The organism is Dyella monticola (assembly GCF_003363155.1).
GTDB classification, from domain to species: domain Bacteria; phylum Pseudomonadota; class Gammaproteobacteria; order Xanthomonadales; family Rhodanobacteraceae; genus Dyella_B; species Dyella_B monticola.
In genome coordinates this window covers 27,757-54,500 of sequence record NZ_QRBE01000013.1, presented here as the reverse complement: position 1 = coordinate 54,500, position 26,744 = coordinate 27,757, and the positions used below count along the sequence as shown (strand labels likewise).

The following is a 26,744-nucleotide window of genomic DNA, read 5'->3' as shown; positions in this document are numbered from 1 at the left end:
GACTCCTCGCCCCGGTGCACGCCGGGCCCCGGCGTCTTTCCATTCACTTGCGCACACGACGGCGCGGCTCAAAAAAATAGCTTTTTTGTCGACCTCACCCGCGTATATTTGCGAGTGAATGCCCACCCTCGTGGGCGCAACGGTTGAGCAAGCGTCAGCGCCGGTATCGCCGAAAACCTGATGGAAAAGGGATGCTCCGCAGACCGCGTCACCGGCCCCGCAGGAGGCTACGCCATGACCACGCAACGCATCGTCATTCTCGGTGGAACCGGCTTTGTCGGGAGCTATCTGGTGCCACGGCTCGCCGCTGACGGACATCACATCGTCGTACTCTCGCGCAACAGGGAACGTAACCGTGCGCTGACGGTACTCCCGAGCGTCGCCATCCGCAGCGCCGATGTTTACGACGATGCCGTGCTGCGCCGCCACTGCCAAGGCGCTGACGCGGTCATCAACCTCATCGGCATTCTCAACGCGAACGGGCCGCATACGTTCCAACGCGTGCATGTGGACCTGACACGCCAGCTGATCGATGCATGCAAAACAGCGGGCGTCAAGCGCTTGCACCAGATGAGCGCGCTGAACGCCGGCCAGGGCCAATCGCAGTATCTAAAGACGCGCGGCGAGGCGCTGACCCTGGTCAACGCATCGGGTCTGAATTGGACGGTCTATCAACCCAGCGTCATTTTCGGACCCGGCGACGGCCTCATTACACGCTTTGCGACCTTGCTTCGAAGAATGCCCGTGTTGCCGCTGGCACGGGCAACGTCGCGCATGGCGCCCACCTACGTGGGTGACGTGGTCGAAGCGATCGCACGCTGCGTTGCGGACGATGCGCTTTCTTCACGACGCCGCTTCGAACTGTACGGTCCAGAAGTGCTGACGCTGGGCCAGATCGTACACGCCATCCGCGACGCCACCGGCTTGCATACACGTATCGTCGCGTTGCCGGATACGCTTGGCCGCATGCAAGCGCGCATCGCCGGCATGCTGCCCGGCAAGCCCTTCTCGATGGATAATTTTCTTTCCCTCGGCACGGATTCGGTTGGCAGTGTGAACGGCTATGCCTCGCTTGGCATCGCGCCGCAGCCGTTTACCGCCTTGCTAAAGCACGTGCTCGCAGGAATGCCCAGGCAGCCGCGGCTCGACCTGGCCCGGCAGCGCTTCCGCCACCATGGGACATGAGCATCGCCATGGCACAATAAGGCATGCGTACCTATCTGGTCGGCGGCGCGGTCCGTGACAAATTGCTGGGACGAGCCGTGATCGACCACGACCACGTCGTCGTCGGCGCTCGACCCGAGGACATGCTGGCGCTGGGCTATAAACCGGTCGGCAAGGATTTCCCGGTCTTCCTGCATCCCCACACCAGCGAGGAATATGCGCTGGCGCGCACCGAGCGCAAAACCGGTCGCGGCTACCACGGCTTCGCCATCCATGCCGATCCGGGTGTCACGCTGGAACAGGATCTGGCGCGCCGCGATCTCACCATCAACGCCATCGCCGAAGACGAAGCAGGCAACCTGGTCGACCCTTACGGTGGCGCGCGCGATCTGGAACAGCGCCTGTTGCGCCATGTCTCGCCAGCCTTCGTGGAAGATCCGGTACGCCTGTTGCGCGTGGCACGCTTCGCCGCACGTTTCGCGCCGTTGGGCTTCCGCGTGGCCGATGAAACCATGCAATTGTTGGGGCAGATGGTGCGCGATGGTGAAGTCGACCATCTCGTGCCTGAGCGTGTATGGGCCGAAACGCGCAAAGCGCTCAGCGAAGCGCAACCCTCCGCATTCCTGCGCGTGCTGCGCGAATCGGGCGCACTCGCCGTGCTGTTTCCGGAAATCGATGCCTTGTACGGCGTGCCCCAACGCGCCGAATTCCATCCCGAAATCGACACCGGCATTCATGTGGAAATGGTGCTGGATGCCGCTGCAAAACTGGCACCCGGCAACGATCTCGTCGGTTTCTGCGCACTTACGCACGACCTGGGCAAAGCGCTCACGCCCAAAGACGAACTGCCGCGCCACGTGGGCCACGAGCACCGCGGCGTAAAACCGCTGCGCGCACTCGCTTTACGCCTGAAAGTCCCCACCGAGTATGCCGAGCTTGCCGAACGGGTATGCAGCGAGCATCTCAATGTCCACCGCGCCTTCGAGCTGAAACCCGCCACGGTGTTGAAATTGCTTACCGCGCTCGATGCCTTCAGGCGCCCCGAACGTCTGCAGATATTCCTCACCGCCTGCGCCGCCGACAAGCGAGGTCGACTCGGCCACGAGCAGGATGATTATCCGCAAGCGGCATACTTGTGTCATGCGCGCGATGCCGCCGCATCGATAACGTCGACGGCGTTCGTCGCACAAGGGCTGCAAGGACCTGCTGTCGGAAAAGCCATCGAAAAGGCGCGCACGCAAGCGATTGCCGACATAAAATTCGGCTCCTGATCCAGGCATGTCATGACGCGCATAAAAAGTCTGCCAAGCGCGATCATGTCTCTCAACACCATGGCGCACAGGTACGAGGCCACCTCGCGATGATCCGCATAGCGGTACTGATCCCCTGCTTCAACGAAGCCATCGCCATTGCAAAGGTGGTTCGCGATTTCGCGGACGCGCTTCCCACCGCCTGCATCTATGTCTACGACAATAATTCCACGGACAATACGGTCCAGGTCGCTCAGGCTGCGGGAGCTGTCGTCCGCAAGCAGGATCTGCAAGGCAAGGGACACGTCGTACGGCGCATGTTTGCTGACGTGGACGCGGATGTGTACGTCATGGTGGACGGCGATGCAACCTACAGCGCATCGGATGCGCCGAGCATGATCCAGAAGCTTCTGGACGAACATCTCGACATGATCGTAGGAGCGCGAAACAGCGACGAACTTGATGCCTACCGTCACGGACACCGCTTCGGCAACTGGTTGCTGACCGATCTCACCGGGCGCATTTTTGGGCGAACCTTCAGCGACATGTTGTCCGGTTACCGCGTGTTTTCGCGCCGCTTCGTCAAATCGTATCCCGCGCATTCGGGCGGCTTTGAAGTGGAGACGGAGCTGGCGGTGCACGCGTTGGAGTTGCGCATGCCGGTGGCCGAATATACCACCCGCTACAGCAGTCGCATGGATGGCTCTCACAGCAAGCTCAGCACCTGGCGCGACGGCTGGCGAATTCTCATGACCATTTTGAAGCTGACCAAGAACGGCAAGCCGCTGCTCTTCTTTGGCGTAGGGGCCGCCATCTGTTCCGTGGTTGCGGTTCTGCTGGCCATCCCTCTGCTGGATACCTACATGCACACTGGCCTCGTGCCGCGTTTTCCAACGGCCATTCTTTGCTCCGCGCTCATGGTCCTGGCCGGCATCTTCGTGGCATGCGGCTTGATATTGGATACCGTCACGCTGGGCCGGCGCGAACAAAAGCACCTGGCTTATCTGACTTATCAGCCGCCGTCCGTGAATTAGCCCTGCTCTGCGCAGAGCACCCGCAAGCTGGAAACGAAAACACCATTGATGCATGCGACGGAATTGGATGATGCACTTACGGATTAATGCTATTTCCCGGTATTTATGGACGCTGCCCGTCATCGTCTTCATGATTGCCGTGGCCGTCCACATCGATTTACCCGGCTTGTACATGGATGCGGTGAACCCGGATTTTCTTGCCGCACAAAAGCTTCATCATCATTTGCATAACCCCACCGCCGGCCTTCCCTCCAAGCTTTTTCCGATCCTTGGCAACCTTTATCACGGCGTGCAGAATTTTTACGTCGACCTTCCTGTGCTGACGATCTTCGGTTTCGACGTCGGGCCGTTGCGCATTGCTCAAGCGTTGTTTGGCGCAGGCCTGCTCGCCGCCTTTTTTGTAGCCGCACAACGGCTGAGCAAATCGACGGCGTTGGCAATGGCCGCCGCATTGGGGCTTGCCACCGAAATTGCATTTACGGCCTCCTTCCGTACGCAGTTTTACATCGTCATGGGCGGGGCGACGTGGCTGGCGGTTTCCTTGATGCTCGCGCTGCCACTGCAATCAGACACACCACTTTCGCGGCATCGCCTGTTCTGGTCAGGCTTCTTCTCGGGGCTCGCAGGCTACGGCTATTTCGTGCTGCTGTTCTTTGTGCCTGGCATGTTTGCGTTGATCGCGCTGAGGCCAAAATCCAATCTGCGCGATACGGTGCGCTGGGCCATCGGCCTGGCCGTCGGCTTTGCGCCCTTTGCGGTGGGATACGTGTCGCTGGCGCTCAAGCTGCACGGCATCGGGGCAACCGTAGCCTTCATCCGCGGCCTTCTCGGCGCGCTGCACCCGTTCGAAAGCGGTGGCACGAATGGAGGAAATCTCCTGTATGCATGGCGTATGGCGATGCTGGCCATTACGAATAATGGCAACGACGCCATGGTATTCGGCCACGCACTTCCCTCCGCCTGGGGCGTGGTGAAGTTCTATGTGTTTGCGGCATGCCTGTTGGTGCTGTCTGTCTGGTGCCTGGGGTCGCTTGTACTTCGGCGCCAGGCACCGCCAGCGACGCTGCTTGGTCTGCTACCGCTGTCGTATCTGTTGGTTGCCTCGTTGTTTGGGCATCGCCTATGGGCACATCATTTTTGCGTACTCGTGCCGTTTGTCTACTTGCTGCCGCTCGCGTTGCTGACAAGCGTCTTGAAGATGCAGACGCGCAAACCTTTTGAGACCGCCCTGATGGGCCTCGCCAGCATCGCCTGGTTGATCGGGAATCTCACTCAGCAAGTGGCCTTTCATGAAAGCCTTGCACACAGCGGCGGCGAAGGTTTGAGCACCAGCGCGCTGACGCAATTGGCGGTGGAGGCGCGCAATGCTCCATCGACGTCCGCTTACATTTTCCCGGAATGGGGCTTCTTCACCTCGTTCTGCCTGCTGACGGAAAACAAAGTGCGCTACGTCATCGATGCATCGCCCGAAACGCTGCTGGACTTGAAGCGCGATGGCTACAGCGACTTGCGCCTGGTTTATTGGCAGCCGACCGAACGCGCGCACTACATGCAGGTGCTACAACAGGCAGGGACTAAGACGATTACTGAGCGAACATTCACCACACTCGATGGCCGCGCCGTGTTTTATTGGCTGGAAGGCCGCACGACGCAACCATCACTGCCACACTGACGCGGCTCGTTCACAGCCGCCCGCTCTGGTCCGCCGCCAGCACATCCGCGGGCAACGGCAATGCGGCAAGTCCCCGCGCAAACAGCATCACCTGAAAACGTTCGCCCATCTGATCTGGCAGGGTGAGTTTTTTTACCTGTTGCGCGAGTTGGTAGCGTGCGGCGTCATTGGCCGCTTGTTCATAGACATGTTCGAAAACCTGCTGCAGGCCAGCGGCGATCAGAAAATGTGCTTGGGGCAAATAGCCTGCCACGCCGAAACCTGCGCTGTTGCCGGCTTCGGCCAGGGCGGTGAAATCCACCGAAGCGGTGAGGTCGTTGAGGCCCGGCAGGTAAAGCGGATCGTTGTGGGCGCGATGGCGATAGTGCGCCATCAGCGTACCGTCCTGGCGTTCGGGTAAATAGAACTCGCGACGCACGTAGCCGTAGTCGATGAACAACATGAGACCCGCTTGCAGCGAGCCCGCGATGGCCTGCATCCAGTACGGCAATTGCGGCAGGATTTCCGAGCGATAACCGTCTTCGAAGTTCCGCCCCAGATCGCGCTCGACGTGGCGCACCGAACCGGCAACCAGCGCATCAGCCGGGCGATCGACACGCAGCAGGCGTGCCTCGCCATCAAGGGCAACATGTTCTTCGTAGACCTCGCCATGACGGATCACGAAGCGGGTGGTAGGCAGCGCATCGATGACTTCATTGGCGAAGAGGATGCCGCGCCAGTTTTCTTCCGGCGGGCGCTCGATCCATGTCACACGCTGCATGATCTCTGCAGGCAAGGATGCAGCGAGCCGGGCGCGCTGTCGATCGCGCAGATCGGCACTGGGCTCGAGCATCAGATAGCGGTGCGGCAGCATGTTTTTTTCGGCGAGCGCCCGCAGCGCGGCTTCGGCGAATGCACCGCTGCCGCCGCCAAGCTCGAGGACATCCGCGTCACTGCCCAACATGGCGAGCACGGGTTGCACGGCCTGAACGACACAACGCGCAAACAGCTCACCGAGTTCCGGTGCCGTGATGAAATCGCCCGCTTCGCCGAACTTGGTTTTACCCGCGCTGTAATACCCAAGGCCTGGCGCGTAAAGGCAACGCTCCATGTATTGCGAGAAGGGTATCGGCCCGTGCGAAGCGATCGTTTCGCGCAGATGCTGTAACAGACGTTCGGAATGGGCGAGCTCGTCGGGTGCCGGCTCGGGCAGGCGTGAGGTCTTGGATGAATTCATCATGGATGCGACGGTGCATCGGCCGCCTGCGGCTTCAGCAACCAGCGTACGGCGAGAACGCCCAGTTCGTAGAGCAGGCACATCGGAATGGCCAGCATGATCATCGAGGTGATGTCCGGCGGCGTGACGACCGCGGCGATCGCAAACGCACCGACCACGGCGTAACGTCGCCCCTTGCGCAACTTGTCCAGGTCGACAATGCCCACCGCCGCGAGCACCACCACGGCGACCGGCACCTCGAAACACAGGCCGAAGGCGAAGAACATCAGCATCACGAAATCCAGGTAATGCGTGATATCCGTCATCATCTCCACACCTTGCGGCGTCACCGCCGTGAGGAAGCGGAACGCCGCCGGCAACACCAGAAAATAGGCAAACGCGCAGCCGGTGTAGAACAGGATCAGCGCGGCGACCAGCAACGGACGCGCCAGCCGCTTTTCATGCTTGTACAAACCAGGGCTCACGAACGCCCAAAGCTGATAGAGAATCACCGGCATGCTGATGAACAGCGCCGTGTAGAAAGCCAGCTTCAGCGGCGTGATGAAGGGGCTGGCGACCTCGGTGGCAATCAGATGCGCACCCTGAGGCAGGCGCGATACCAGCGGCGCGGCCAGCCAGGAGTAAAGCCGGTTCGCAAACGGAACCAACGCCACCAACACAATCACCAGCGCGAATATCGCCTTGATCAACCGCGACCGCAGTTCGATCAAATGGGAAAACAGGCCTTCCTGCAGATTGAGTTCAGGCTCAGACGGTGCCATGCGGTGCTTCCTTGGATGCAACCGCTTCGGCGACATCGTTCCGTGTCTCGGCGATGCTGCTGTGCACGTCCGCAGCCGTGGTGGCCACGTGCTCGCGCGTCTCGCGTGCCGCCTTGTTCATTTCGGCCTGCATGGCTTCGGCGCGCGCCGCCGCCTCGCGTGCGGTGCGCTTGAGATCCTCGATTTCCAGTTCGCGCTCCACTTCGGCGCGCACGCTGTCCCACCCGGCGCGCAGGCGGCGCACCAGAGCACCGGCCGTGCGGGCGGCGTGCGGGAGCTTTTCCGGGCCGAGCACGATCAGCGCGATCAGCGCCAGCAACACCAGCTTGCCGAGGCTGATCTCGATCATGTCGCTGTACCTTAGATGCTTATTTCGATTCGCTGGAATCGCGCTGCTGGCTGGCCGTGCTGCTGGCGTCCGGCACTGGGTCGGCCTGCAGCTTCTCCTGCGCCTTGCGCTTCTCTTCGTCCTCGTCGCCCTGCATGGCTTTCTTGAAGCCACGCACGGCGTTACCGAGATCGGAGCCAACCCGCGTCAATTTGCCGGTGCCGAACACCAGCAGGATGATGACGAGCAGGATCGCCCAGTGCCAAATGCTGTCCAAACCCATGAAAAACCTCGCTGCGGAATCACGCCGTCCGCGCCTGCGGGGAGCAGGCGCCGGCTTTCCGTATCACCGTGCAGTGTACTCCTCCAGGGCGTCGCGGAAGTGGACGACCGCCGCCGGGACGTTGCTGACCCCGCCCTCGAAGATGCGGCGCGGGGTTATTCCGGCGCCGTAAACCTGCGCATTGGCGTCGTAATCGATCTTCAGCACCGAACCGTCCAGCGCCACGCCCGCGAAAAGCCCCCGGGCGCGTGAATAGGAATAGATCTCCGCCTTAAGCTGCTGGTCAGTTGCGGCGGACGCCGTGCGCCCCACGGGGCCGGCCGCTGCCGAGGCATCCGCGCCGAGCGTGAACTTGCCGTTGACGATGGAATCCACGCCCCGCTGCGTGCGGAATACCAGGATCACGTCGGTCTTGGAGACGCCGATCTGGAAACCCACGCTGCCGCCACCAAAGGAGATGAAGCTGGGATTGGACCAGGTGCCGTCGGGATTCTTTACCGAAATCAGGCCTTCGCCGCGACGACCACCGAACACGAAGCCGACCTTGAGCACATCGGGAATCACCGCGATCGCCCTGGCATCGCGCAGCAGGTCGGTGGGAATGGATTTGTCCGGCGCCTGCTCGATTTCATTGAGCACGCGCACGGCATTTTGGGCGCGCTGTGCAGGGGTATCGTCGTCGGCGTGCACGGCCGCGACCGGCAACAGCAGCGCAAGGGCGAGCAGCGAGAGACGTTGCAATGCTTTGAACATAGGCAGCTCCGTGGTTCTGAATCTGAAAAATGCGCGGAATCGCGAGCATGATACCGGCGGCGCGCGAAGCGCTTGTGGCAGACTTGATCCGCTATCCCGCCGCCATCCGTCACGATGCCACGCAGTCACTATACCGGCCTAGCCCGCCCATCCTACGACCATCCCGCTCAGGCTGGCGTATTACTCGTGAACCTCGGCACACCGGACGCACCGACGGCGCGTTCAGTGCGGCCGTATCTGGCCGAGTTTCTGGGCGACCCTCGCGTGATCGAGTACCCGCGCTGGCTGTGGTGGCTGATCCTGCATGGGGTGATCCTGCGCATACGTCCGGCACGCTCGGCGCATGCCTATGCACGCATCTGGACGCCCGAAGGTTCGCCGCTGCGGGTGGAGTCCGAGAAGCTTGCCGCGGCGCTGCAGACCGCGCTGGGCACGGCCGTGCGGGGATCGGTTCGCGTGGCGCTGGCCATGCGCTACGGGGCGCCGTCGGTGCGCACGCAGATCGAGCAGATGCAGCGCGAGGGCGTGCGCCGCCTGCTGGTGCTGCCCCTGTATCCACAGTATTCGGGCACATCGACCGGTTCGGTGATCGACGCCGTCGCCGACACGTTCAAGCAACTGCGCTGGCCGCCGGAACTGCGCATCGTCAACGACTACCACGCGGATGCCGGCCACATCGATGCCCTGGCGCGCTCCATCGAGCGCTGGTGGTCGGCGCACGGCCGGGGCGACAAGCTGCTGCTGTCCTTCCACGGCATTCCACAACGTTATGTCGACGCCGGCGATCCCTACCTGCATCACTGCCAGGGCACGGCGCAACGGCTTCGCGAGCGGCTGGGCCTGAATGCAACGCAGCTTGAAGTGAGCTTTCAATCACGCGTCGGGCGCGAAGCCTGGCTGCAGCCTTACACCGACGCCACGGTGAGGCGCCTTGCGGGCGAAGGCATCCGTCGCCTGGATGTCGCCTGCCCCGGTTTTGCGGTGGATTGCTTGGAAACGCTGGAAGAAATCGCCATGCAGAACCACGACATGTTCGTCGCCGCGGGCGGCGAGTCACTGCGCTACATTCCCGCACTCAACGATAGCGAAGAACAGATCGCAAGCCTCGGCGCATTGATCCGGCGCCACGCTCATGACTGGCCTGAATTTTTATCGGACGAGGCGACATGAGCCCTACCTCGCGCGAAAACGAGGCGAACGAACAGCGCATCACACTATCGCATCATCTCTCGCTCAGCGCTCAGGTATGGGGTCATGCAGATGCGCCGCCGCTGCTGGCCTTGCACGGCTGGCTGGATAACGCCGGAAGTTTTGCGTTGATCGCGCCGAAGCTGGCCGCCCGTTTTCGCGTGATCGCGCTGGAATTACCGGGACACGGACATTCCAGTCATCTGCCCGCCGGCATCAGTTATCACTACGTCGATTACGTAAGCGCGGTGTCGAGCGCGGCGTCCTTACTGGGGTTGGAACGCTACACCTTGCTTGGCCATTCACTCGGCGCGGGTATCGCCGCCCTGGTAGCGGCCGCGACACCGCAGCGGATCGATCGCCTGTATCTGATCGAAGGACTCGGCCCGCTGGGAGACGATGGCACGAACACGTTGAAGCGTTTTCGCGACGCGTTTGTCGTGCCAACGGAAAGTGGCAAGTCGATGCGTGTATTCCAGCACGTGGAGCAAGCCATCAGCGCGCGCACCATGGCAAGCGGGCTGCGTGCGGACCTGGCGCGCCCGATCGTCGAGCGCGGCCTGATCGCGGTGGAAGGCGGTTATCGCTGGCGCAGCGATCCGCGTCTTACGCGGCCCAGTGCGATTCGTTTGGCCGAAAGCCAAATCCACGCATTGCTTGCCGGCATCGAAGCACCCACCGCGCTGTTGTTGGCCAAACCCGCCACGTCTTATCTGCCAAGCGCGATGATGCAAGCACGCGGCGCGTGTGTGCGAGACATTGCGGTCACGCAGATGGACGGTGGGCATCATTTGCACCTGGAACATCCGGATGCGGTGACTGCGTGGCTTATGCAGGTGCACACACCATAGCCGAACTCGCCTCACCGTCATTCCGGCGCAGGCCGGAATGACGAGTAGGCAGACTGATGCCCGTGGCAAAGACACGTCTCGCGCGGTGCAAGTCTTCCTCAAATGGCCGCCCCTGCCCGGTGACAGCTCTTCGTTGCACAGGGCAGAAGCCAAAGCATTACGCAGAAATAGCCAATCGCTCCGACCGATATACCCATGCCGTCACCAGCGTCGCCAGTAACGCCACCACCAGGCCGGACACGATGCACTGAGCAATCTCCATCATCGTCAGCGATTCACCGCGCAACAATTGCGTGATGCCAACCTGCTGCCCAAGCAACGGCACGTCATACATCCAGTTAGCCACTTTCACCGGCATGGCGCTCAGCATGACCGACGGCAATGCAGGCACCAGCATCAGGATGGACAGATACGTCTGCGCCTCGCGATAGCTCTTGGCGAATGCCGCCACCAGCGTTTGCAGCGCAGCCAGCAACATTACCAGTGGCACCATGATCAGCAGCACCTGCCCGGCAAAGGCCGGCCCCAGATCGATCAGCATCCCCAAGCGTTCGGCCGGAATGAACGTGCCGCACACACCAAACGCCGTCACGCAGATAAGCAAGCTCGCCAACGAGAACACATAGATCGCACCGAGCTTGCCGAGCAGTATTTTCCAGCGCGGCACGGGGTTGGCGAACAACGGCTCCAGCGACTGTCGTTCGCGCTCACCGGCGGTGAGGTCAATCGCCAGATACATGCCACCCATGAAGATCGTCAAAATGAAGAAGTACGGCATGATGGCGAATAATTGCCCGGCACGCGATTGCGGCGTGGATTGATCTCGATCGTCCACTGATACCGGCACCATCATCGTCGGCGAAAGCCCGCGCGCCACCAATCGCATTGCACCTTGGTGACGGCTGTAGCCCTCGAGCATGCGCTTCAAACGATCCACTGAACCACCGGTATCGCTTTGCGAAGAGTCGTAGATCAGCTCTACTTGCGCGCTCTCGCCTTTATGCCAGGACTTATCGAAGTCCTTGGGAATGCGCAGCACCACCTCAGCCGTGCGATCGCGCACCGCCGTTTCGGGGTCAGCCATTGCCCGCTGCGGTACCAGGCCTTGCTGCTTGAGTGCGGCGATCATGTTGGGCGCGTATTGCGCACCGATCACCGGCACCTTGATGGGCTGGTCGGCCTTGTTCAACTCGCGCGTGAGCACCACATTCATGATCATCACGAACAACAGCGGGCCGATCAGCGGACCGAAGATCAGCGCACTCATGATGGTGCGCCGGTCGCGCAGGTTTTCCTTCACTTCTTTGAGGAATACCGTCAGCGTGGTTTTCATGCGGCCAGCCCCTCTTCGCTACCGATGATTTTCACAAAGGCATCCTCAAGGTTTGCCTCGCCGGTTTGCGCGCGCAGCGCTTCGGGCGATTCATCCGCCACCACGCGGCCGTGTGCGATCACCACGATGCGATCGCACAGCGCCGCCACCTCCTGCATGATGTGACTGGAAAACAGCACGCAGCGGCCTTCTTCCTTCAGCTGCCGCATGAACCGGCGCATGCTGCGTGTGGCCATCACGTCGAGGCCGTTGGTGGGTTCATCCAGGATCACGTTGTTAGGATCGTGCACCAGCGCTCGCGCGATCGCGGTCTTGACACGCTGGCCCTGCGAGAACCCTTCGGTACGGCGGTTTGCGATGTCGGCCATGTCCAGCGCCGCGATCAGTTGATCGCGGCGAGCGCGGATGCGCGCCTCATCCATGCCCTGCAGTCGCGCGAAGTATTCGATGTTCTCGCGCGCGGTGAGGCGTTTGTATAAACCACGAGCATCGGGCAGGACACCCAGACGCCGACGCACCGCTTCGGCATCGCGTGCGACGTCAATAGTATCGACCAGCACCTGTCCTTGATCGGGCCGCATCAGCGTATAGAGCATGCGCAACGTGGTGGTTTTGCCAGCGCCATTTGGGCCAAGCAGCCCCGTGATTTCGCCATCGTGCGCGATGAAGCTCACACCATCCACCGCTTTGACGTTGCCAAAATGTTTGTGCAAATCCCTTACTTCGATCATGGCGCGGCTCCATTGAAATCGATGAATGCGGGCGTATCGCCGAGCTTGTCCAGGCAACTTGCATCGAGCTGTTTCGGATCGGGTTTATCGATGAATTTGCCCAGCAATTGCGGCATGCAGCCACGACCAAGCACCGAGTGGCCCTGCCCTTTGAAGATCAGCTGCCGTGCATGCGAAAGACCCGGCAAGATCTGCTCGCCATAGCTTGGCGGCGTCACTGGATCGAGCTCGCCGGACAGAATCAGGATCGGTTTGTCGCTTTTGATGGCGGCGTGGAAATCATCCGGGCGCGTGCCGTGCGGCCACACGTCGCACTGCGCCTTGATGGCGTCGATCAGGTGATTGCCCAGGATCGTGTCCTGGTCTTGCGGACGCGGCTGCAGCAGATCGGCGTCCTCACTGCAGATCACGCTCATCGACATGCCGTTGTTCATGTCGCCGCTGAGGTCACCGGTTAAAAGCTTTGCTTGCCCGAGCAACGGACCCACATCGCCGTGCGCCGCCGAGTTGATGGATAGCGGCAGCAACGCCGCCGTTTCAGGCTCGTACGCAAACATGCGCACCACGCTGGCCAGCGAGAACTCGGTCAGCGGGCGCTCCACCGTCTCGTATGTTTCCGGATCGCGGAAGCTGACCTTGTGCGGGTTCGCGCGCAGCGCATCGCGCAATTGATCCAATGTCTGCATGGAGTCGCCAAAACGCTGCTTGCATGCCGCAATCGCCGTGCATTTGGCAAAATCTTTTTTCAGCGCGCTATCGAGATTGGCAGCAAAATCCTCGCCGAGTATCACCTGGTTGGGCACGGCCGAATCGAGCACAACGCTGCGTACGCTGGCGGGATAGCGCATGACGTATTGCTGCGCCACGCGGGTGCCGTAGGACACGCCCACCAGATCCAGCGCGGGCGAACCTAGCGCTTTGCGCACGTCTTCCAGATCCTGGAGCGCTACCGTGGTGGTATAGAAGCGTGGATCGGCTGTCTGGCGCACTTCGTCCAAGCAGGAGGCGACGTTCTTGCGCACTTTGTCCAGGTCCACGGTGAACGTCTCTTGCTCGGAGGCGTCTTCGGCCTTCTTGCAGCTGAGCGGATTGGAGCCACCGGTGCCGCGCTGATCGATCAACAGCACGTCGTGATGTTTACGTACCTCGCCAAATGCAGGCGCTTCCAGCACCCACGCTTCGGTGGCGGCCTCGCCGGGTCCGCCGGCCAGCAGCACTGCCATGTCCGCCTGCGGTACCTGCGCATCGCTGCGTGCGATGGCCACCTTCAGGCCAATGCGGCGACTGTGTGGATCATCGCGATTTTCCGGCACCTCGAACGTGGTGCACCACGCCTGCGCCGTCGCGCCGCTGCCGGGGCGCCCCAGCTCGCATGGCTTGAACGTCAGCGATCCGCGTTGCCAGGTACGCACAGGCCGCGACGGCTCTTTGCTGTCGGCCGGTGCGGTGAGGGGCGCGCTGTCGGCCTCGTCGGCGGTTGCCGGTTTATCGACGCGATGCCAATGCTGATACCCCAACACGCCCAGCACGACCACAGCAGCCGCAATGCGTAGAACGGTTCTTGCCTTCAAGGCCATGTCTCCCTCACTCCTCTTCGGGCTCAACGACGCGTGGCGCGTCCGTGAAAATCATTTCGATCGACCTACCGAACAGGCGCGCGATCTTGAATGCCAGCGGCAGACTCGGATCGTACTTGCCGGTCTCGATGGCGTTGACGGTTTGCCGCGATACATCCAGTTTCTGCGCGAGCTCAGCTTGCGACCAGCCACGCTCGCCGCGCAATTCGCGTACTTGGTTATTCATGGTGTTCGATCGTTGCGCAAAGGGTGCCTGCGCTCATTGACTGCGGAACTTGCGTCTGCGCCATTGCACCAAGGCCACCACCAGTCCCATGCCCATCATCCCCGCGCCGGTGCCGTAGATGAAACCGAGCCGGTAATCGTCCAGGTCCTTCGGATGCATCATTGCCATCGCCAGCACAATGGCGCCGATCAAGACAAAGCGCAGCCAAAGCCAGACCTTGGCCTCCTCGTCACACATCACTCCGCCGTACCTGCGCAATAACCACCAGCGCGTGGCGCCGTAGCTGAACATGATCACCGGAAATACCCAGATCAGGATCGAGCCATCGAGCTTCAGCACGTGCGCGATGCACAGAAATCCACCCACCAGACTGAGTGCGCCGACCACGCCCACCGCGACGCCTAGCGCGATCAGATGCGTGCGTTGCTCCAATTCATCGCTCGCGCGAATACGTCGCGCCATTTGCGCGAGCACATAGATCACAGGCAAGGCCGGCGCCAGGGCCAGCAGCAACTTCAGCGGGTAACTCCCCGTGGTACCCACCAGCGGCCAGACATACAGCAAGAACCCGGCATAGATGGCCATTGCGGCCAGCACCCGCCATTCGTATTGCCGTTGTGTAAAGCGCGGCATATCCCCTCCCCCAGGTCATGTAAAGCGTGCTTGACACGGAGAGTAGGTAACGGCGACCCGTTGTGTCAAGTGTGCTTTACAAGACCATCGATCCCAGGAAGGCAGTCCATGGACCCTACGCGTCACTTTTTGACTGTGAATCCGGGGTTTCTTGCGAACCAGTTCTCACTTTTTCCCGGCGCAAAGCAGGTTGCGGACTGTAAACGTGTAGGCGCCGTGTATGAAATTGGCCCGATTTTCCCGACAATGTGATGGGGATCACGCTTTGGCCTGAATGTTGCTCATAAGTCCCTGCAAGGCGTGGGCCTGCCCGTGAGGGGGCGGGAAAACGCCCGGCCCACCGCAAGCGAATTACTGAACGCTGCACCCTTACCAAGACGCTAATCAAGGAAAAACCAATGAAGAAGACCCTACTCACTGCCGCCCTGCTGACCGTGTTCGGCATTGCGGCCGTTGTGCCGCAGGCCCGCGCTGCCGGCGGCACTTCCGCCTCGGGCACGATCACGTTCACCGGCTCGCTCACCGCGTCCACCTGCGTCGTGTCCGTCAACAGCGGCGCATCCACCAACACGGTCACGCTGCCGACCACTGCGCTCGTCAATGGCACGCTGAACGCCTCGGGCACATCCACCGGCTGGACGGCCTTCACGCTTGCCCTGAGCGGCTGCACCACGGTCACCGGCTTTACCAAGGTTCTGCCGTACTTCTCGGGCACGGGCATCGACACGACCACCGGCTACCTGAGCAATACCGGCACGGCCAGCAACGTCGAAGTTGCATTGTCCAACACCAACGCCCTGACCGGCGCACTGACGTTGCAAGGCGCCAGCGGCGCCCAGAATGTGGCCGCGCAAGCTTATGCGGGCAACCCGACCTTCAACTTGTACGCGGGCTATGTGGCTACCGGCGCTGCCGTGGCCGGTAGCGTGAGCTCCACCGTGCAGTACACGCTGAACTATCAGTAATAACCAGCAAAACCCGCTGCTGCGGCCGGTGCTCCGGCCGCAGCGTACTCGCCAACTGGTTCTGAGATTCCCATGAATAAACCGATCCGCGCCCTGGCTGCGGCGCTGCTGATGAGCGGCGGCTTGCTATCAAGTGCCTACGCCAATGTCATCGTCGGCGGCACGCGAGTGATCTTTCCGGCGAAAGACGGCGAGGTCACTGTGCGGCTGACCAACCAGAACGCCACACCGGCACTGGTGGAAGCGTGGATCGACAGCGGCGATGCGAAGTCCACGCCTGACAAGGTGAACACGCCGTTCCTGATCACGCCACCACTGTTTCGCATGGAACCGAACCGCGATCAAAGCCTGCGCATCCTGTTTACACATAGCGAGCAGCCCCTGCCGACCGATCGCGAGTCGGTGTTCTATCTCAACGTTTTGGAAGTTCCGCCCAAGCCCAGCGGTCCGCAGTTCCAGGGCAAGAATTACATCCAGCTGGCGCTCCGTTCGCGGCTGAAGCTGTTCTATCGTCCCGCCGGCCTGGCGGGCGATCCGCAGAAAGCACCGAGCGCCCTCAGCTTCAAGGCGTCCAGTGACGCCGGAGCGGCCGCGCTGGTGGTGCATAACCCCACTCCGTACTACGTCACCATCGGCAGCATCACGGTGGACGTGGGCGGTACCTCGCACAGCGTGGACACCGGCATGGTGGCTCCGCTCTCCGATCTGCGTCTGGCGATCAAGGATATGACGCAGGCGCCGAGTGCCGGCAGCCAAATCAAGTACGACTGCATCAATGACTACGGCGCCGACGTCATCCTCAAAGGTAGCGTCTCGCCGTGAAGGCCCAGCGCGCCATGCGTCAACATCGCCAAACCTGGCATGTGGCGTGCCGGCGTGCGTTGTTGTGCGCGGGTATTGCCGCTGCACTGATCAGTTGGGCCAGTGCGTCGAATGCCGCTGCAGCCAATGGTGCCGATGCATCGGCCAACCCCGTGGCGACCAGCGGCGCAGATGCGAGTGCCAATGGCGGTTACGCCGATTTCGATCGCAATCTGTTGTCCGGTGCTGGTCAGAACACCACCGACCTGTCCCGCTTCGAGCACGGCAACCCGATATTGCCGGGCAGCTACAACACGGACATCTACCTCAATAATGGGTGGGTCGGCCGTGGCGATGTGCGCTTTGTCGCAGCATCCAAGAACGCCAGCGCGACCCCATGCGTGGATAGCAGGCTGCTCGATGTGCTGAAGTTGCACCCCGCCAAGCTGTCCGATGCAACTACCGCTCAACTGCAAGACCCTAGCGCATGCGTGAGCATCGGCAGCCTGATTCCGGGCGCGACCATGGTGTTCGACATGGGAGAGCTGCGGCTGGACGTGAGCGTGCCGCAGGCCTATATGAACCAGATGCCGCGCGGCTATGTCAGCCCGGAGTACTGGGACGCTGGCGTGCCGGCCGCGATGTTGAACTACGACTTCAACAGCTATCGCAGCGACAGCGGCGGCCAGGCGCAGACCACGTCCTATCTTGGCCTGAACGGGGGCTTCAATCTTGGCCCCTGGCATTTTCGTGAAGACGGCACCATGAACTGGCAGTCGGCCACGTCCAGCAGTCCGGCACGCCATCAGTGGCAAAACATCCAGACCTATGTGCAGCGCGATCTTCCTTCCATGCGTGCACTGCTGACCATTGGCGACAGCTACACCGACGGCGCGGTGTTCGACAGCTACGGCATTCGCGGCGTGCAGCTGAGCACCGACGATCGCATGCTGCCGCAATCGCTGCAGGGCTATGCGCCGGTCATTCGCGGCGTGGCCAACACCAATGCCAGAGTCACCGTGCGCCAGAATGGCGTGCAGATCTATCAGACGACGGTGGCACCCGGTCCCTTCACGATCAACGATCTGTATCCGACCGGCTACGGCGGCACGCTGGATGTCACGGTGACCGAAGCGGATGGCCACGTCACGACGTTCTCGGTGCCCTATGCCTCGGTGGCGCAATTGCTGCGTCCGGGCATCACGCGTTTCGACATCGCCGCAGGCCAATTGCGCGATGCGACAGTTTCGAGCAAACCCGGTGTGCTGCAGGCCACGGTGCAGCATGGTTTCAACAACCTGCTGACCGGTTATGCCGGCCTCGTGGGCTCGCAGGGCTACGCGGCCGTGCTGGTTGGCGCGGCGATCGACACGCGCTACGGTGCGCTCGCGCTGGATCTCACCCAGGCGAACGCGCATATCCCTGGATATTCGACGCAATCCGGGCAGAGCATGCGGGTGACCTACAGCAAGATCATTCCTTCGACGCAAACGACGCTGTCGGTCGCCGCCTACCGCTACTCGACCGGTGGCTTCCTCACTCTCACGCAGGCTGCAGAAGCCCGCGAGTATGCGCACGAGGGCATCAACGCTTTCACCTATGTGCCGCCATCAAACCTGCCGACGATCGACGGCGTGCCGGAACAAAGCGTACTGACGCCGGCCCAGCAGGCAGTGCTCAACGGGACCGCGTTCACCACCAATCCGATTCTGTCGGCGACCGGCGTGGAACGCCAACGCAGCAATTTCACCCTGTCGCTGAGCCAGCGCCTGGGCCAGAACGGCGGCTCGATCTACGCCAACGTCAGCGCCAACGACTATTGGAACGCCAGCGGCACCTCCACGCAGTTCCAGGTGGGCTACAACAATCATTTCCACCGCTTGAACTTTGGCGTTTCCGCCACGCGTTCGGTCGACCCGACCGGTCGCTACGACAACGAATTCTTCGTGAACTTCAGCCTGCCGCTGGGCGAGAGCCCGCATGCGCCAACCTTCATGCTGAATCTGACGCATGACCAGATCGGCGGCTCGCAGGATCAGGCGATCGTCAACGGCACACTCGGTTCGGAAAGCCAGTTCAATTACAGCGCCACCGGATCGCACAGCAGCGACGGCGGCGGCAACTCGGGCAGCGTGAATGTCGGCTACCGCAACCCCTACGCTGTGTTCGACGCCAGCTACGGCGATGGCAGCGGCTACTCGCAGGCATCCGTGGGCGTGACCGGCGTCATCGTCGCGCATCCGGGCGGCGTTACTTTCGGCCAGCCGTCTGGCGACACGATCGGCATCGTCTACGTGCCGGGCGCCGCGGGCGCGAACGTGGAGAGTGCGCCTGGCGAACACATCGATCACTTCGGCTATGCCGTGGTGCCTTACCTGACACCTTACAACCTCAACACGGTGCAGATCGATCCGAAAGGATTGCCGCTGGATGTGCAGCTCGATGCGACCAGCGCACAGGTCGCACCGTATGAAGGCGCAGTGGTGATGTTGAAGTTCAAGACCGAAAATGGTCGCGCACTGCTGGTGCACGCCACCTTGGAAAACGGCGAGGCGTTGCCGTTCGGCGCAGAAGTGCTCAACGAAAAGGGAACCTCGCTGGGCGTGGTGGGTCAGGGTGGACAGATCCTGGTGCGCGGCGTGAATCAGTCGGGTCGACTGAGCGTGCAATGGCAGGACGATAATGGCGAGGCGCAGTCGTGCTCGTTCACCTACCAGCTTGCCCCGCATGCCAAAGGCAAGAAGGCGAAAGCCTATGAAGAGATCCAGGCAACGTGCACGCGTGCGAACGCGCTCGCGCAGGTCACGAGGAGTGGTACATGATGCATCGTTTCTTCAACCATGCCGCGCGGTGCGTCCAGTTCTTTGCCTGCATGTTGCTGGTAATCGTTGCGATCGGCTGGGCGCCACGTGCTGCGGCCACCAACTGCACGGCGGCGTCGGCAACGCTTAACTTCCCCGCCACCGTCGCCATCCCGACCAATGCAGCCGTCGGGGCGCAGTTGGCCAGCGGCTCGGCCACGATGACTTTCTCGTGTACCGCCGTATCCAAGAACAATACGCCAGCCACCATTCAAGCAGGCGACCTTCTGGCTCCGCTGGACAGCTCCAATAACCCCAACGGCCCAGGCATTACTTTCGCCAGCGGCGTGTCCGGGCTTGTGGTAGTGGTCAATAGCGCCAAGGGGGACGTTCCCACCTCGAGTAACAGCGGCGATCCTGGCACGGACGGCCCCGACAGCGATCCCGGTTACGTCCCTGGGGCTGTCACGTGCACCGGCAACAATTGCAGCGGTTCGGTGACGGTCACTTACAACGCCACGCTGATCAAGACCGGCCCGATCGCCGCCGGCAACATTGCTTCGATCAACCTGATTCCGTTCTGGTGGTATATCCCGGCAAACAAGAACGGCTATGCCGACAGCATGAGCTTGAATGCTGATCTCATTCTTCCTGCAATAACCTTGACCGCACCTAGCTGCACCCTGACCACCGACTCCCAGGCCATCGCGGTAAAGCTCCCGGGTGTACCCGCTGCATCGTTGGCGGCGTCAGGGCAGGTGGGTGGCAGAACCGGTTTCAACATCGCCGTGACAGGCTGTCCCTCGAACGTGAGCTCGATCACGACCTATTTCTACGGCGGTAACGTCGATACTGCTACCGGCAATTTGAAGAACACCGGTTCGGCTGCGAATGTCGAAGTGCAGTTATTGAACGGTTCTGGCGGTAGTGCGGCGGCACTCTCGGCGATCGATACGTCTCAATCCCAGGCAACGGCGCAGAATTCTTCCGTCTACAGTGTCAGCGGTGGAAATGCGACGCTCAATTACTACGCGCAATACTATGCCACTGGGGCTACGACGGCCGGCAGCGTGACGACCAGCGTAACGTTCATGATTGCCTATCCATGACCCGATAGAGATCCGTCTTCTTATCGGCGACGCAGAGACTCAAGTAACTCGCCCCGTTTGCCGATAACTTTCAGACATTACTCGTAAGTCTGAGTAACGAGCACGGGATCGGCATTGTTGGGCTGGGCAGCGCGCACATAACTGGCAAAGTATCTGAGCACTTGGTCGGACTCGGAACTGGACAAGTGCACAACACTGCTGGTGTATGTCCCCGATGCATTGGCAGACGCAGAGCTGGTACCGGAACAGTTTCGCTGACGCGACTGCTGCGCCATGGTGCTCACTACATCCGGAACGACAGAAAGATTGCAGGTCGGCGCGACGAGTGCACCGACGAACGTAATGGTTCCACCTTCGAACGTTCCGCCACCGCCCGCTCTCGCGGCGGACGCGCCCAAAGCGGAAACGACGAAGCAACCTAAGACCAACCAGCGACGACCATGCATAGTGCTGCCCTCCACCGGCGCCCGCCCAAATCGCGGGTACCTGAAGGCACCATCGGCTGCGATGCACGGGCCTTAAGAGCCTGTGCCCGTGCTTGTTACGGAAATGCCAAATCCATCACATAAATAGTGCGAATGGATCGGCGGGAACATCCGTTTTGGGGCGCTCGTGCAGACCCCGTGAATTCTCGGTGAAACAAATGCTTAGATTCGCTTTCACCCATTAGGCCGGTGTCGGCTTACCGTCGCGAATGAAACGTCCAATCGATGGGTCACTCGGCTTTGCCATCCAAGGGCAGTTGGATGATTGGCACTGAGCAACTTCTCGGATTGGAGGTGTCATAACTTTGACGTTTGCGTGGCACCGTGGCCATCGCAAAAAAGTTATCGGCGACTATCCGCCATACTTGAGCGGCGATTTATCGGTTGTGTGTTTGCCATCAGCGCGAAGAAATGTATTTCTCGCGACGAATCTGCGGTATCGGCAAACCCGCTTCCTTCAGCGTGTTGAACGCGGCGTCGACCATGTTGGGATTGCCGCACAGATAGGCAATATCCCTGCCGGCCGAGGGCAGCAATTCCGGCAGCACGGCTTGCACGTGTCCCGGGCGATCGTTGGCGCGCTGCACTACGCGCGCCTGGCGGCTCAGGCAGCCGAAAAAGCTGAAACCTGGATGCGTTTGCGCGAAGACCTCGAACTCTTCGCCATACAGCAATTCGGTCTCGTTGCGTGCACCGTAGAGCAACACCACTTCGCGATCGCCCTTGGCCAGCAACGTCTCGAACAATGGCAGCATGGCGCGATACGGCGTCACCCCCGTACCGGTGGCCAGCAGCAGATAGCGCGGGTGCGTATCGGTCTCTTGCAGGCAGAAGCGCCCATAGGGACCGCTCGCTTCGATGGTATCGCCGATGTTCAAGCCGCTCAGCAGTTTGGTGGCGGCGCCGCCGTCGACATAGCTCACGGCAATCTCGATGCGCTGCACCGGCGCATGCCCGTTGCCCACCGTGGCGATGGAGTAGCTGCGCTTGGTAGCCGTGCCGTCGTCGTAATGGAAATGGATCTGCAGGAACTGGCCAGGAATGAACGCCAGCGGCTGTCCATCCGCCCGCTCAAAGGCCAGATGGCGCACGCTGGGCGCAAGCATGCGGCTGTCGGCGAGGCGTAGGGTGAAGTGGTCGGCCATGCGTTGGTATTCCGGGGAGAAACAGTGAGTACGCCCGGCCGCACAGGTCGTCGGGACAAGGCCCGCTATAATAAAGGGCTTAGACCCTACGGTGCAGCCATGTCCCCCACTCCAGCGCTAGTCGTCGAAAACCTGCGCAAAACCTACGGCAACGGTGTCCAGGCCCTCAAAGGCATCAACCTCACGGTGAATCCGGGCGATTTCTTCGCCCTGCTGGGCCCGAACGGAGCCGGTAAATCCACGCTGATCGGCATTCTTTCCTCGCTGGTGAACGCCAGCGAAGGCGATGCGCGCGTCTTCGGCGTCTCGGTGAACAAACAGCGTAATGAAGCCATGAAGCTGATCGGCCTGGTGCCCCAGGAGCTCAACTTCAATCAGTTCGAGAAGCCGTTCGACATTTGCGTCAACGAAGCGGGCTTCTACGGCATCCCGCGCAAGATCGCCTCCGAACGCGCCGAGAAGTACCTGAAGGAGCTGCGCCTGTGGGACAAGGCGCAAGATCAGGCGCGCATGCTCTCCGGCGGCATGAAGCGTCGCCTGATGATCGCCCGCGCCATGATGAACGAGCCACGCCTGCTGATTCTGGACGAACCCACCGCGGGCGTGGATATCGAAATCCGCCGCTCGATGTGGCAGTTCATCAGCGGCATCAATGCGGCCGGCACCACGGTGATCCTCACCACGCACTACCTGGAAGAAGCCGAACAGCTCTGCCGCAACATCGCGATCATCGACCACGGCACCATCGTGGAAAACACCAGCATGAAGCTGCTGCTGTCCAAGCTGGATGTGGAAACTTTCGTGTTCGACGTAGGCAATCTGCCCGAACAGCTTCCCAGCCTGCCCGGCATCATCTTGCGCCGCATCGACGAGCACACATTGGAGGCGGAAATGCCGCGCACGCAGGCGATGAACGCGCTGTTCGAAGCGCTTACCTCGCACGGCATCACCGTGATTTCGATGCGCAACAAAACCAATCGACTGGAAGAACTGTTCGTCCGCCTGGTGGAGAACGGCCGTCAAGAACCGAAGGAGAAGGCGGCATGACCAGCAACATGGCCGGCAACCTCGTCGCGCTGCACACCATCGTGCGCCGGGAAATCGTGCGCATCATGCGCATCTGGACGCAGACCCTGATTCCGCCCGCGATCACGATGACCTTGTATTTCGTGATCTTCGGCAAGCTGATCGGCAGCCGCATTGGCAGCATCCAAGGCGGATTCAGCTACATGCAGTACATCGCACCGGGCATGGTGATGATGAGCATCATCACCAATAGCTACGGCAATATATCCAGCTCGTTCTTCGGCGCGAAATTCCAGCGCTCGATCGAGGAAATGCTGGTTTCGCCGATGTCGAACTGGGTGATTCTGCTCGGCTACGTGACGGGCGCCGTCGCACGCGGGCTGGTCGTGGGCATTCTTGTGCTGCTGATCGCATTGGGCTTCACCTCGCTGCATATCGCCCATCCGCTGATCGCGCTGGGATCGGTGCTGTGCGGTGCCACCATCTTTTCGCTGGCCGGCTTCGTCAACGCGGTTTATGCGAAGAAGTTCGACGATATCGCGCTCGTGCCCACCTTTGTACTGACGCCGCTGACGTATCTGGGCGGATCGTTCTATTCGGTGAAGATGCTGAGCGAGCCTTGGCAGGCCATTTCACGCGTCAATCCGATCCTCTACATCATCAACTCGTTCCGCTTCGGCTTGCTGGGCATCAGTGACGTGGATATCGGCGTGGCCTTCGGCGTGATGCTGCTGTTCGTGATCGGGCTGTCGTGGCTCGCGCTGAGCCTGCTCAAGCGCGGCGTGGGGTTGCGTTCCTGAGAACGCACCCGGCGCCCACCATACTTTCGAGCAGTAAAAAACTCGCGTTGCCGTCATTCCGGCGAAGGCCGGAATGACGGCGCGCTACAAACCAACATCAGCGCAAGTCAAACCTGTGTCAGAAAAAACACCGCCTGCTGGCTTAGCGCATGCATGCACTCAATGCCGCTTGCGTAACGGCACATCCCGCAACAGCCACGCCAGCGCAAACGCGCCCACGATGACGCAGGCCGCCGACGCATTCACCGTATGCAACGCGCCGCCGAACGCGTGCAGATAAACATTGCGCACGTCATCAGGCAGATGATGCACCCCATCGGGCCCTAACGAATGCGGCAGTTCGGCGCCGCGCGGCAGCGTGGCTTCCAGCCGTGCGTGCAATACGTTGGTGAACACGGCACCGAAGGCAGCGACACCGATGGAGCCGCCGATCGAGCGGAACAGCGTGGCCCCGGACGTCGCCACACCAATGTGCTTGAACGGCACACTGTTCTGCACTGCCAGGATCAGCACCTGCATCACCATGCCAAGCCCCAGGCCGAGCAGGGCGATGTACAGATAGAGATAGCCGATCCCCGTTTCATTCTTGAGCGTACCCAACAGTGCCATGGCGACGCATGCCAGCAGCGTGCCCAGGATGGGAAAAACGCGGTAGCGCCCAATGCTGCTGATGATGCGGCCGCTCACGATGGAGCTGACGGTGACACCCACCATCATCGGCAACAACTGCATGCCCGCCTGGGTTGGCGTGGAATTCTTCACCACCTGCAGATAGAGCGGCAGAAACGTCATCGAGCCGAACATCGACATGCCCACGATAAGGCCGATCAGGCAGCTCAGCAGAAACGTTCGGTCCTTGAACAGGTCCAGCGGAATGATCGGCTCAGCCGCCTGCCGCTCTTCGTAGATGAAGCCGACCAGCGCCACCAGCCCGAACACCAACGTGAACCATAGCTGCCCCGACGACCATGGCAGCATCACACCGCCCTGCGTGGTGAACAACACGATGCACGTGAGCGCGGCGGCCAGGAAGGCCGCGCCCATATAGTCGATCTGATGCTTCACGTGCGCCGTATGCGGCTTGAATACGGCACCGATCACCGCGAGCGCCACCATGCCCAGCGGCAGGTTGATGTAGAAAATCCAGCGCCACGACAACTGCTGCACCAGGAAGCCGCCGATCAGCGGCCCCACCACCGTGGCCAGCCCGAACACGCCGCCGAAGAGGCCCTGATAACGCCCGCGATCGGCCGGTGGAATGACATCGCCGATCACCGCCATCGTTACCACCATCAGGCCACCACCGCCTACGCCCTGCAGCGCACGCATCAGGATCAGCTCGGTCATGTTCTGTGCCAGACCGCACAGTGCGGAACCGGCGAGAAAGACACCGATGGCGGCCTGCAGGACGATCTTGCGTCCGTACAGATCGCCCAGCTTTCCATACAGCGGCAGCACGATCGTGGAGGACAGCAGATACGCGGTCACCACCCAGGCCAGGTTTTCCAGGCCGCCCAACTCGCCCACGATGGTGGGTAACGCGGTGGACACGATGGTCTGATCCAGCGCGGCCAGCAGCATTACCAGCAGCAGCGCACCGAACAACAGCCGCACGGGCGGATGCTCAGGCATCGGTGCGTGAGGCGGCGTGGGCTCGGGTTCACGGGCAGGCTCGATACGGACGGAGGTGGCAACGCTCATGGCGCTCGTTGAAATTAATTAATGATTTGATTAATATATAGTGTACCTGACAGTTCAGTCAAGCAACGAGCTCATCGATGGTCGCTCGCCGCGCTACAAAATCGTCCATGCACACGCTTAAAGCGTCTTCACGGCAAAAAGAAAAGGCCGCACCGCGCCGTCCCGGACGTCCAGCCGGCTCGGTCAACAAGCAGGAGCAACGCGACCGTCTGCTCGAGGCGGCCATGGTGCTGTTTTCACAGCAAGGCATCGGCGAAACCACGCTTTCGGCCATCGCGCGCGAAGCCGGCGTTACTCCGGCCATGGTGCACTACTACTTCAAGTCGCGCGATCAACTGCTCGATGCGGTGATCGATGAACGCATCCAGCCGCGCCGCGTGGCACTGAGCCAGGTGTTCGAAAACGATGCCGACGACCCGGTCGTCGTGATCACTCAACTCGCGCATCGGTTGATGCAAACAGCCACTGACCAACCGTGGTTCCCTGCGCTATGGATGCGCGAGGTGATCAGCGATAACGGCACACTCAAGCAGCGCGTCATCGAGCGGCACGGTCACGCGCATCTGCAGATCGCGATCGATCGTATTGCGCAGTGGCAGGCCGAGGGCAAGCTCAATCCCGCGATGGAGCCCTCGCTGTTGTTCATCTCGCTGTTCGGCCTGCTCGTGTTGCCGTTGATTGCGAGCAAATACTGGAATAACGACGTGAAAAAACACGCATTAACGCCGCAGGACATCGTGCGTAATGCAGTAGCCATTCTTTCGCATGGCATTGGTCCGCAGCTACCGGGCAAAACCCATGAGAAACCAGGATAGAGCGGTAGTGGCCTGGATGCCACTCTGCGCATTGCACCACCCATGCCATGACGCCATTCTTGCGAAAGCGGTAATCCATTTTCCCCTTCTGGCGCA

General features: G+C 61.2%; 25 protein-coding genes and 1 pseudogene. 13 read left to right on the top strand and 13 right to left on the bottom strand.

Translation table 11 applies throughout. The features are described from left to right. Positions 1–234: 234 nt before the first annotated feature. The 4 genes from DWU98_RS17830 (at position 235) to DWU98_RS17815 (ending at position 5,120) form a co-directional block, all read left to right on the top strand. Entirely contained in the window at positions 235–1,185 is a 951-nt protein-coding gene (locus DWU98_RS17830; protein ID WP_115496990.1) for a complex I NDUFA9 subunit family protein, read from the top strand. 23 nt (positions 1,186–1,208) lie between these two features. Further along, positions 1,209–2,435 carry a multifunctional CCA addition/repair protein gene (locus DWU98_RS17825; RefSeq protein WP_115496927.1) on the top strand — a complete coding sequence of 409 codons (1,227 nt, stop codon included), beginning with the start codon at positions 1,209–1,211 and terminating at the stop codon, positions 2,433–2,435. 89 nt (positions 2,436–2,524) lie between these two features. Next, positions 2,525–3,448 (top strand): glycosyltransferase family 2 protein, encoded by a 924-nt coding sequence (locus tag DWU98_RS17820; protein ID WP_115496926.1) that lies wholly within the window; start codon positions 2,525–2,527, stop codon positions 3,446–3,448. A 70-nt stretch (positions 3,449–3,518) separates the two neighbouring features. Further along, positions 3,519–5,120 carry a hypothetical protein gene (locus DWU98_RS17815; RefSeq protein ID WP_147293364.1) on the top strand — a complete coding sequence of 534 codons (1,602 nt, stop codon included), beginning with the start codon at positions 3,519–3,521 and terminating at the stop codon, positions 5,118–5,120. 10 nt (positions 5,121–5,130) lie between these two features. Here DWU98_RS17815 and DWU98_RS17810 read toward each other — a convergent pair whose 3' ends face one another. From DWU98_RS17810 to DWU98_RS17790, 5 genes and pseudogenes are all read right to left on the bottom strand, one after another. Then, the gene (locus DWU98_RS17810; RefSeq protein WP_196239531.1) at positions 5,131–6,339 is read right to left on the bottom strand and encodes a class I SAM-dependent methyltransferase; all 1,209 of its coding nucleotides are present in this window, start codon (positions 6,337–6,339) and stop codon (positions 5,131–5,133) included. Next, the gene (tatC, locus tag DWU98_RS17805) at positions 6,336–7,097 is read right to left on the bottom strand and encodes a twin-arginine translocase subunit TatC (protein WP_115496923.1); all 762 of its coding nucleotides are present in this window, start codon (positions 7,095–7,097) and stop codon (positions 6,336–6,338) included. Before tatC ends, DWU98_RS17810 begins: the two co-directional genes overlap by 4 nt. Beyond that, positions 7,084–7,446, bottom strand: coding sequence for a Sec-independent protein translocase protein TatB (gene tatB / locus DWU98_RS17800; protein ID WP_115496922.1), 363 nt, complete (start codon positions 7,444–7,446; stop codon positions 7,084–7,086). The genes tatC and tatB overlap by 14 nt, the downstream gene beginning before the upstream one ends. A gap of 19 nt (positions 7,447–7,465) precedes the next feature. Then, a complete protein-coding gene (gene tatA, locus DWU98_RS17795) occupies positions 7,466–7,708 on the bottom strand; it encodes a Sec-independent protein translocase subunit TatA (protein WP_115496921.1) in 243 nt (80 codons plus the stop codon). Between the two features lie 66 nt (positions 7,709–7,774). Beyond that, a pseudogene (locus DWU98_RS17790) lies at positions 7,775–8,449 on the bottom strand (lipid-binding SYLF domain-containing protein); the annotation flags it as partial. 126 nt (positions 8,450–8,575) lie between these two features. Between DWU98_RS17790 and hemH the strand changes: the two are divergent. Further along, positions 8,576–9,631, top strand: coding sequence for a ferrochelatase (hemH, locus tag DWU98_RS17785; RefSeq protein ID WP_115496919.1), 1,056 nt, complete (start codon positions 8,576–8,578; stop codon positions 9,629–9,631). Beyond that, positions 9,628–10,500 (top strand): alpha/beta fold hydrolase, encoded by an 873-nt coding sequence (locus DWU98_RS17780; RefSeq protein WP_115496918.1) that lies wholly within the window; start codon positions 9,628–9,630, stop codon positions 10,498–10,500. Before hemH ends, DWU98_RS17780 begins: the two co-directional genes overlap by 4 nt. Positions 10,501–10,657: 157 nt before the next feature. On the opposite strand, the gene DWU98_RS17775 is transcribed toward DWU98_RS17780, so the two are convergent. Genes DWU98_RS17775 through DWU98_RS17755 form a run of 5 tightly spaced genes read right to left on the bottom strand, consistent with a single transcriptional unit; the run spans position 10,658 to position 15,000 of the window. Continuing rightward, entirely contained in the window at positions 10,658–11,833 is a 1,176-nt protein-coding gene (locus DWU98_RS17775; protein WP_115496917.1) for an ABC transporter permease, read from the bottom strand. Then, positions 11,830–12,564 (bottom strand): ABC transporter ATP-binding protein, encoded by a 735-nt coding sequence (locus tag DWU98_RS17770; protein ID WP_115496916.1) that lies wholly within the window; start codon positions 12,562–12,564, stop codon positions 11,830–11,832. The genes DWU98_RS17775 and DWU98_RS17770 overlap by 4 nt, the downstream gene beginning before the upstream one ends. Then, positions 12,561–14,141 carry an alpha/beta fold hydrolase gene (locus tag DWU98_RS17765; protein WP_115496915.1) on the bottom strand — a complete coding sequence of 527 codons (1,581 nt, stop codon included), beginning with the start codon at positions 14,139–14,141 and terminating at the stop codon, positions 12,561–12,563. Before DWU98_RS17765 ends, DWU98_RS17770 begins: the two co-directional genes overlap by 4 nt. Before the next feature lie 7 nt (positions 14,142–14,148). After that, the gene (locus DWU98_RS17760; protein ID WP_115496914.1) at positions 14,149–14,367 is read right to left on the bottom strand and encodes a helix-turn-helix transcriptional regulator; all 219 of its coding nucleotides are present in this window, start codon (positions 14,365–14,367) and stop codon (positions 14,149–14,151) included. A gap of 33 nt (positions 14,368–14,400) precedes the next feature. Beyond that, the gene (locus DWU98_RS17755; protein WP_115496913.1) at positions 14,401–15,000 is read right to left on the bottom strand and encodes a hypothetical protein; all 600 of its coding nucleotides are present in this window, start codon (positions 14,998–15,000) and stop codon (positions 14,401–14,403) included. Between the two features lie 398 nt (positions 15,001–15,398). Between DWU98_RS17755 and DWU98_RS17750 the strand changes: the two genes are divergently transcribed. The 4 genes from DWU98_RS17750 to DWU98_RS17735 all read left to right on the top strand — a co-directional run bounded on the left by DWU98_RS17750 (position 15,399) and on the right by DWU98_RS17735 (position 20,676). Beyond that, a complete protein-coding gene (locus DWU98_RS17750) occupies positions 15,399–15,965 on the top strand; it encodes a fimbrial protein (protein ID WP_115496912.1) in 567 nt (188 codons plus the stop codon). A gap of 72 nt (positions 15,966–16,037) precedes the next feature. Then, positions 16,038–16,787 carry a fimbrial biogenesis chaperone gene (locus tag DWU98_RS17745; RefSeq protein WP_115496911.1) on the top strand — a complete coding sequence of 250 codons (750 nt, stop codon included), beginning with the start codon at positions 16,038–16,040 and terminating at the stop codon, positions 16,785–16,787. A 14-nt stretch (positions 16,788–16,801) separates the two neighbouring features. Then, on the top strand, positions 16,802–19,588 hold the full coding sequence (locus tag DWU98_RS17740; RefSeq protein ID WP_115496989.1) for a fimbria/pilus outer membrane usher protein: 2,787 nt from the start codon (positions 16,802–16,804) through the stop codon (positions 19,586–19,588). Continuing rightward, positions 19,585–20,676 (top strand): fimbrial protein, encoded by a 1,092-nt coding sequence (locus DWU98_RS17735; protein WP_115496910.1) that lies wholly within the window; start codon positions 19,585–19,587, stop codon positions 20,674–20,676. The genes DWU98_RS17740 and DWU98_RS17735 overlap by 4 nt, the downstream gene beginning before the upstream one ends. 77 nt (positions 20,677–20,753) lie before the next feature. Here the strand turns inward: DWU98_RS17735 and DWU98_RS17730 are convergent, their stop codons facing one another. Together DWU98_RS17730 and DWU98_RS17725 are read right to left on the bottom strand one after the other, a co-directional pair. Continuing rightward, complete coding sequence (locus tag DWU98_RS17730; RefSeq protein ID WP_115496909.1) at positions 20,754–21,122, bottom strand: hypothetical protein; 369 nt, start codon at positions 21,120–21,122, stop codon at positions 20,754–20,756. A gap of 437 nt (positions 21,123–21,559) precedes the next feature. Continuing rightward, positions 21,560–22,306: a ferredoxin--NADP reductase gene (locus DWU98_RS17725; RefSeq protein ID WP_115496908.1), complete on the bottom strand. Its 747-nt coding sequence runs from the start codon at positions 22,304–22,306 to the stop codon at positions 21,560–21,562. A gap of 99 nt (positions 22,307–22,405) precedes the next feature. Here DWU98_RS17725 and DWU98_RS17720 point away from each other — a divergent pair, with 99 nt between their 5' ends. Together DWU98_RS17720 and DWU98_RS17715 are read left to right on the top strand one after the other, a co-directional pair. Beyond that, complete coding sequence (locus tag DWU98_RS17720; protein WP_115496907.1) at positions 22,406–23,353, top strand: ABC transporter ATP-binding protein; 948 nt, start codon at positions 22,406–22,408, stop codon at positions 23,351–23,353. Continuing rightward, positions 23,350–24,132 carry an ABC transporter permease gene (locus tag DWU98_RS17715; protein ID WP_115496906.1) on the top strand — a complete coding sequence of 261 codons (783 nt, stop codon included), beginning with the start codon at positions 23,350–23,352 and terminating at the stop codon, positions 24,130–24,132. The genes DWU98_RS17720 and DWU98_RS17715 overlap by 4 nt, the downstream gene beginning before the upstream one ends. Positions 24,133–24,291: 159 nt before the next feature. Here DWU98_RS17715 and DWU98_RS17710 read toward each other — a convergent pair whose 3' ends face one another. Beyond that, positions 24,292–25,833, bottom strand: a complete 1,542-nt coding sequence (locus DWU98_RS17710) for an MDR family MFS transporter (protein ID WP_115496905.1) — start codon at positions 25,831–25,833, stop codon at positions 24,292–24,294. A 107-nt stretch (positions 25,834–25,940) separates the two neighbouring features. On the opposite strand from DWU98_RS17710, the gene DWU98_RS17705 reads away from it, so the two are divergent. Then, positions 25,941–26,648, top strand: coding sequence for a TetR/AcrR family transcriptional regulator (locus DWU98_RS17705; RefSeq protein WP_230474914.1), 708 nt, complete (start codon positions 25,941–25,943; stop codon positions 26,646–26,648). Positions 26,649–26,744: the final 96 nt, after the last annotated feature.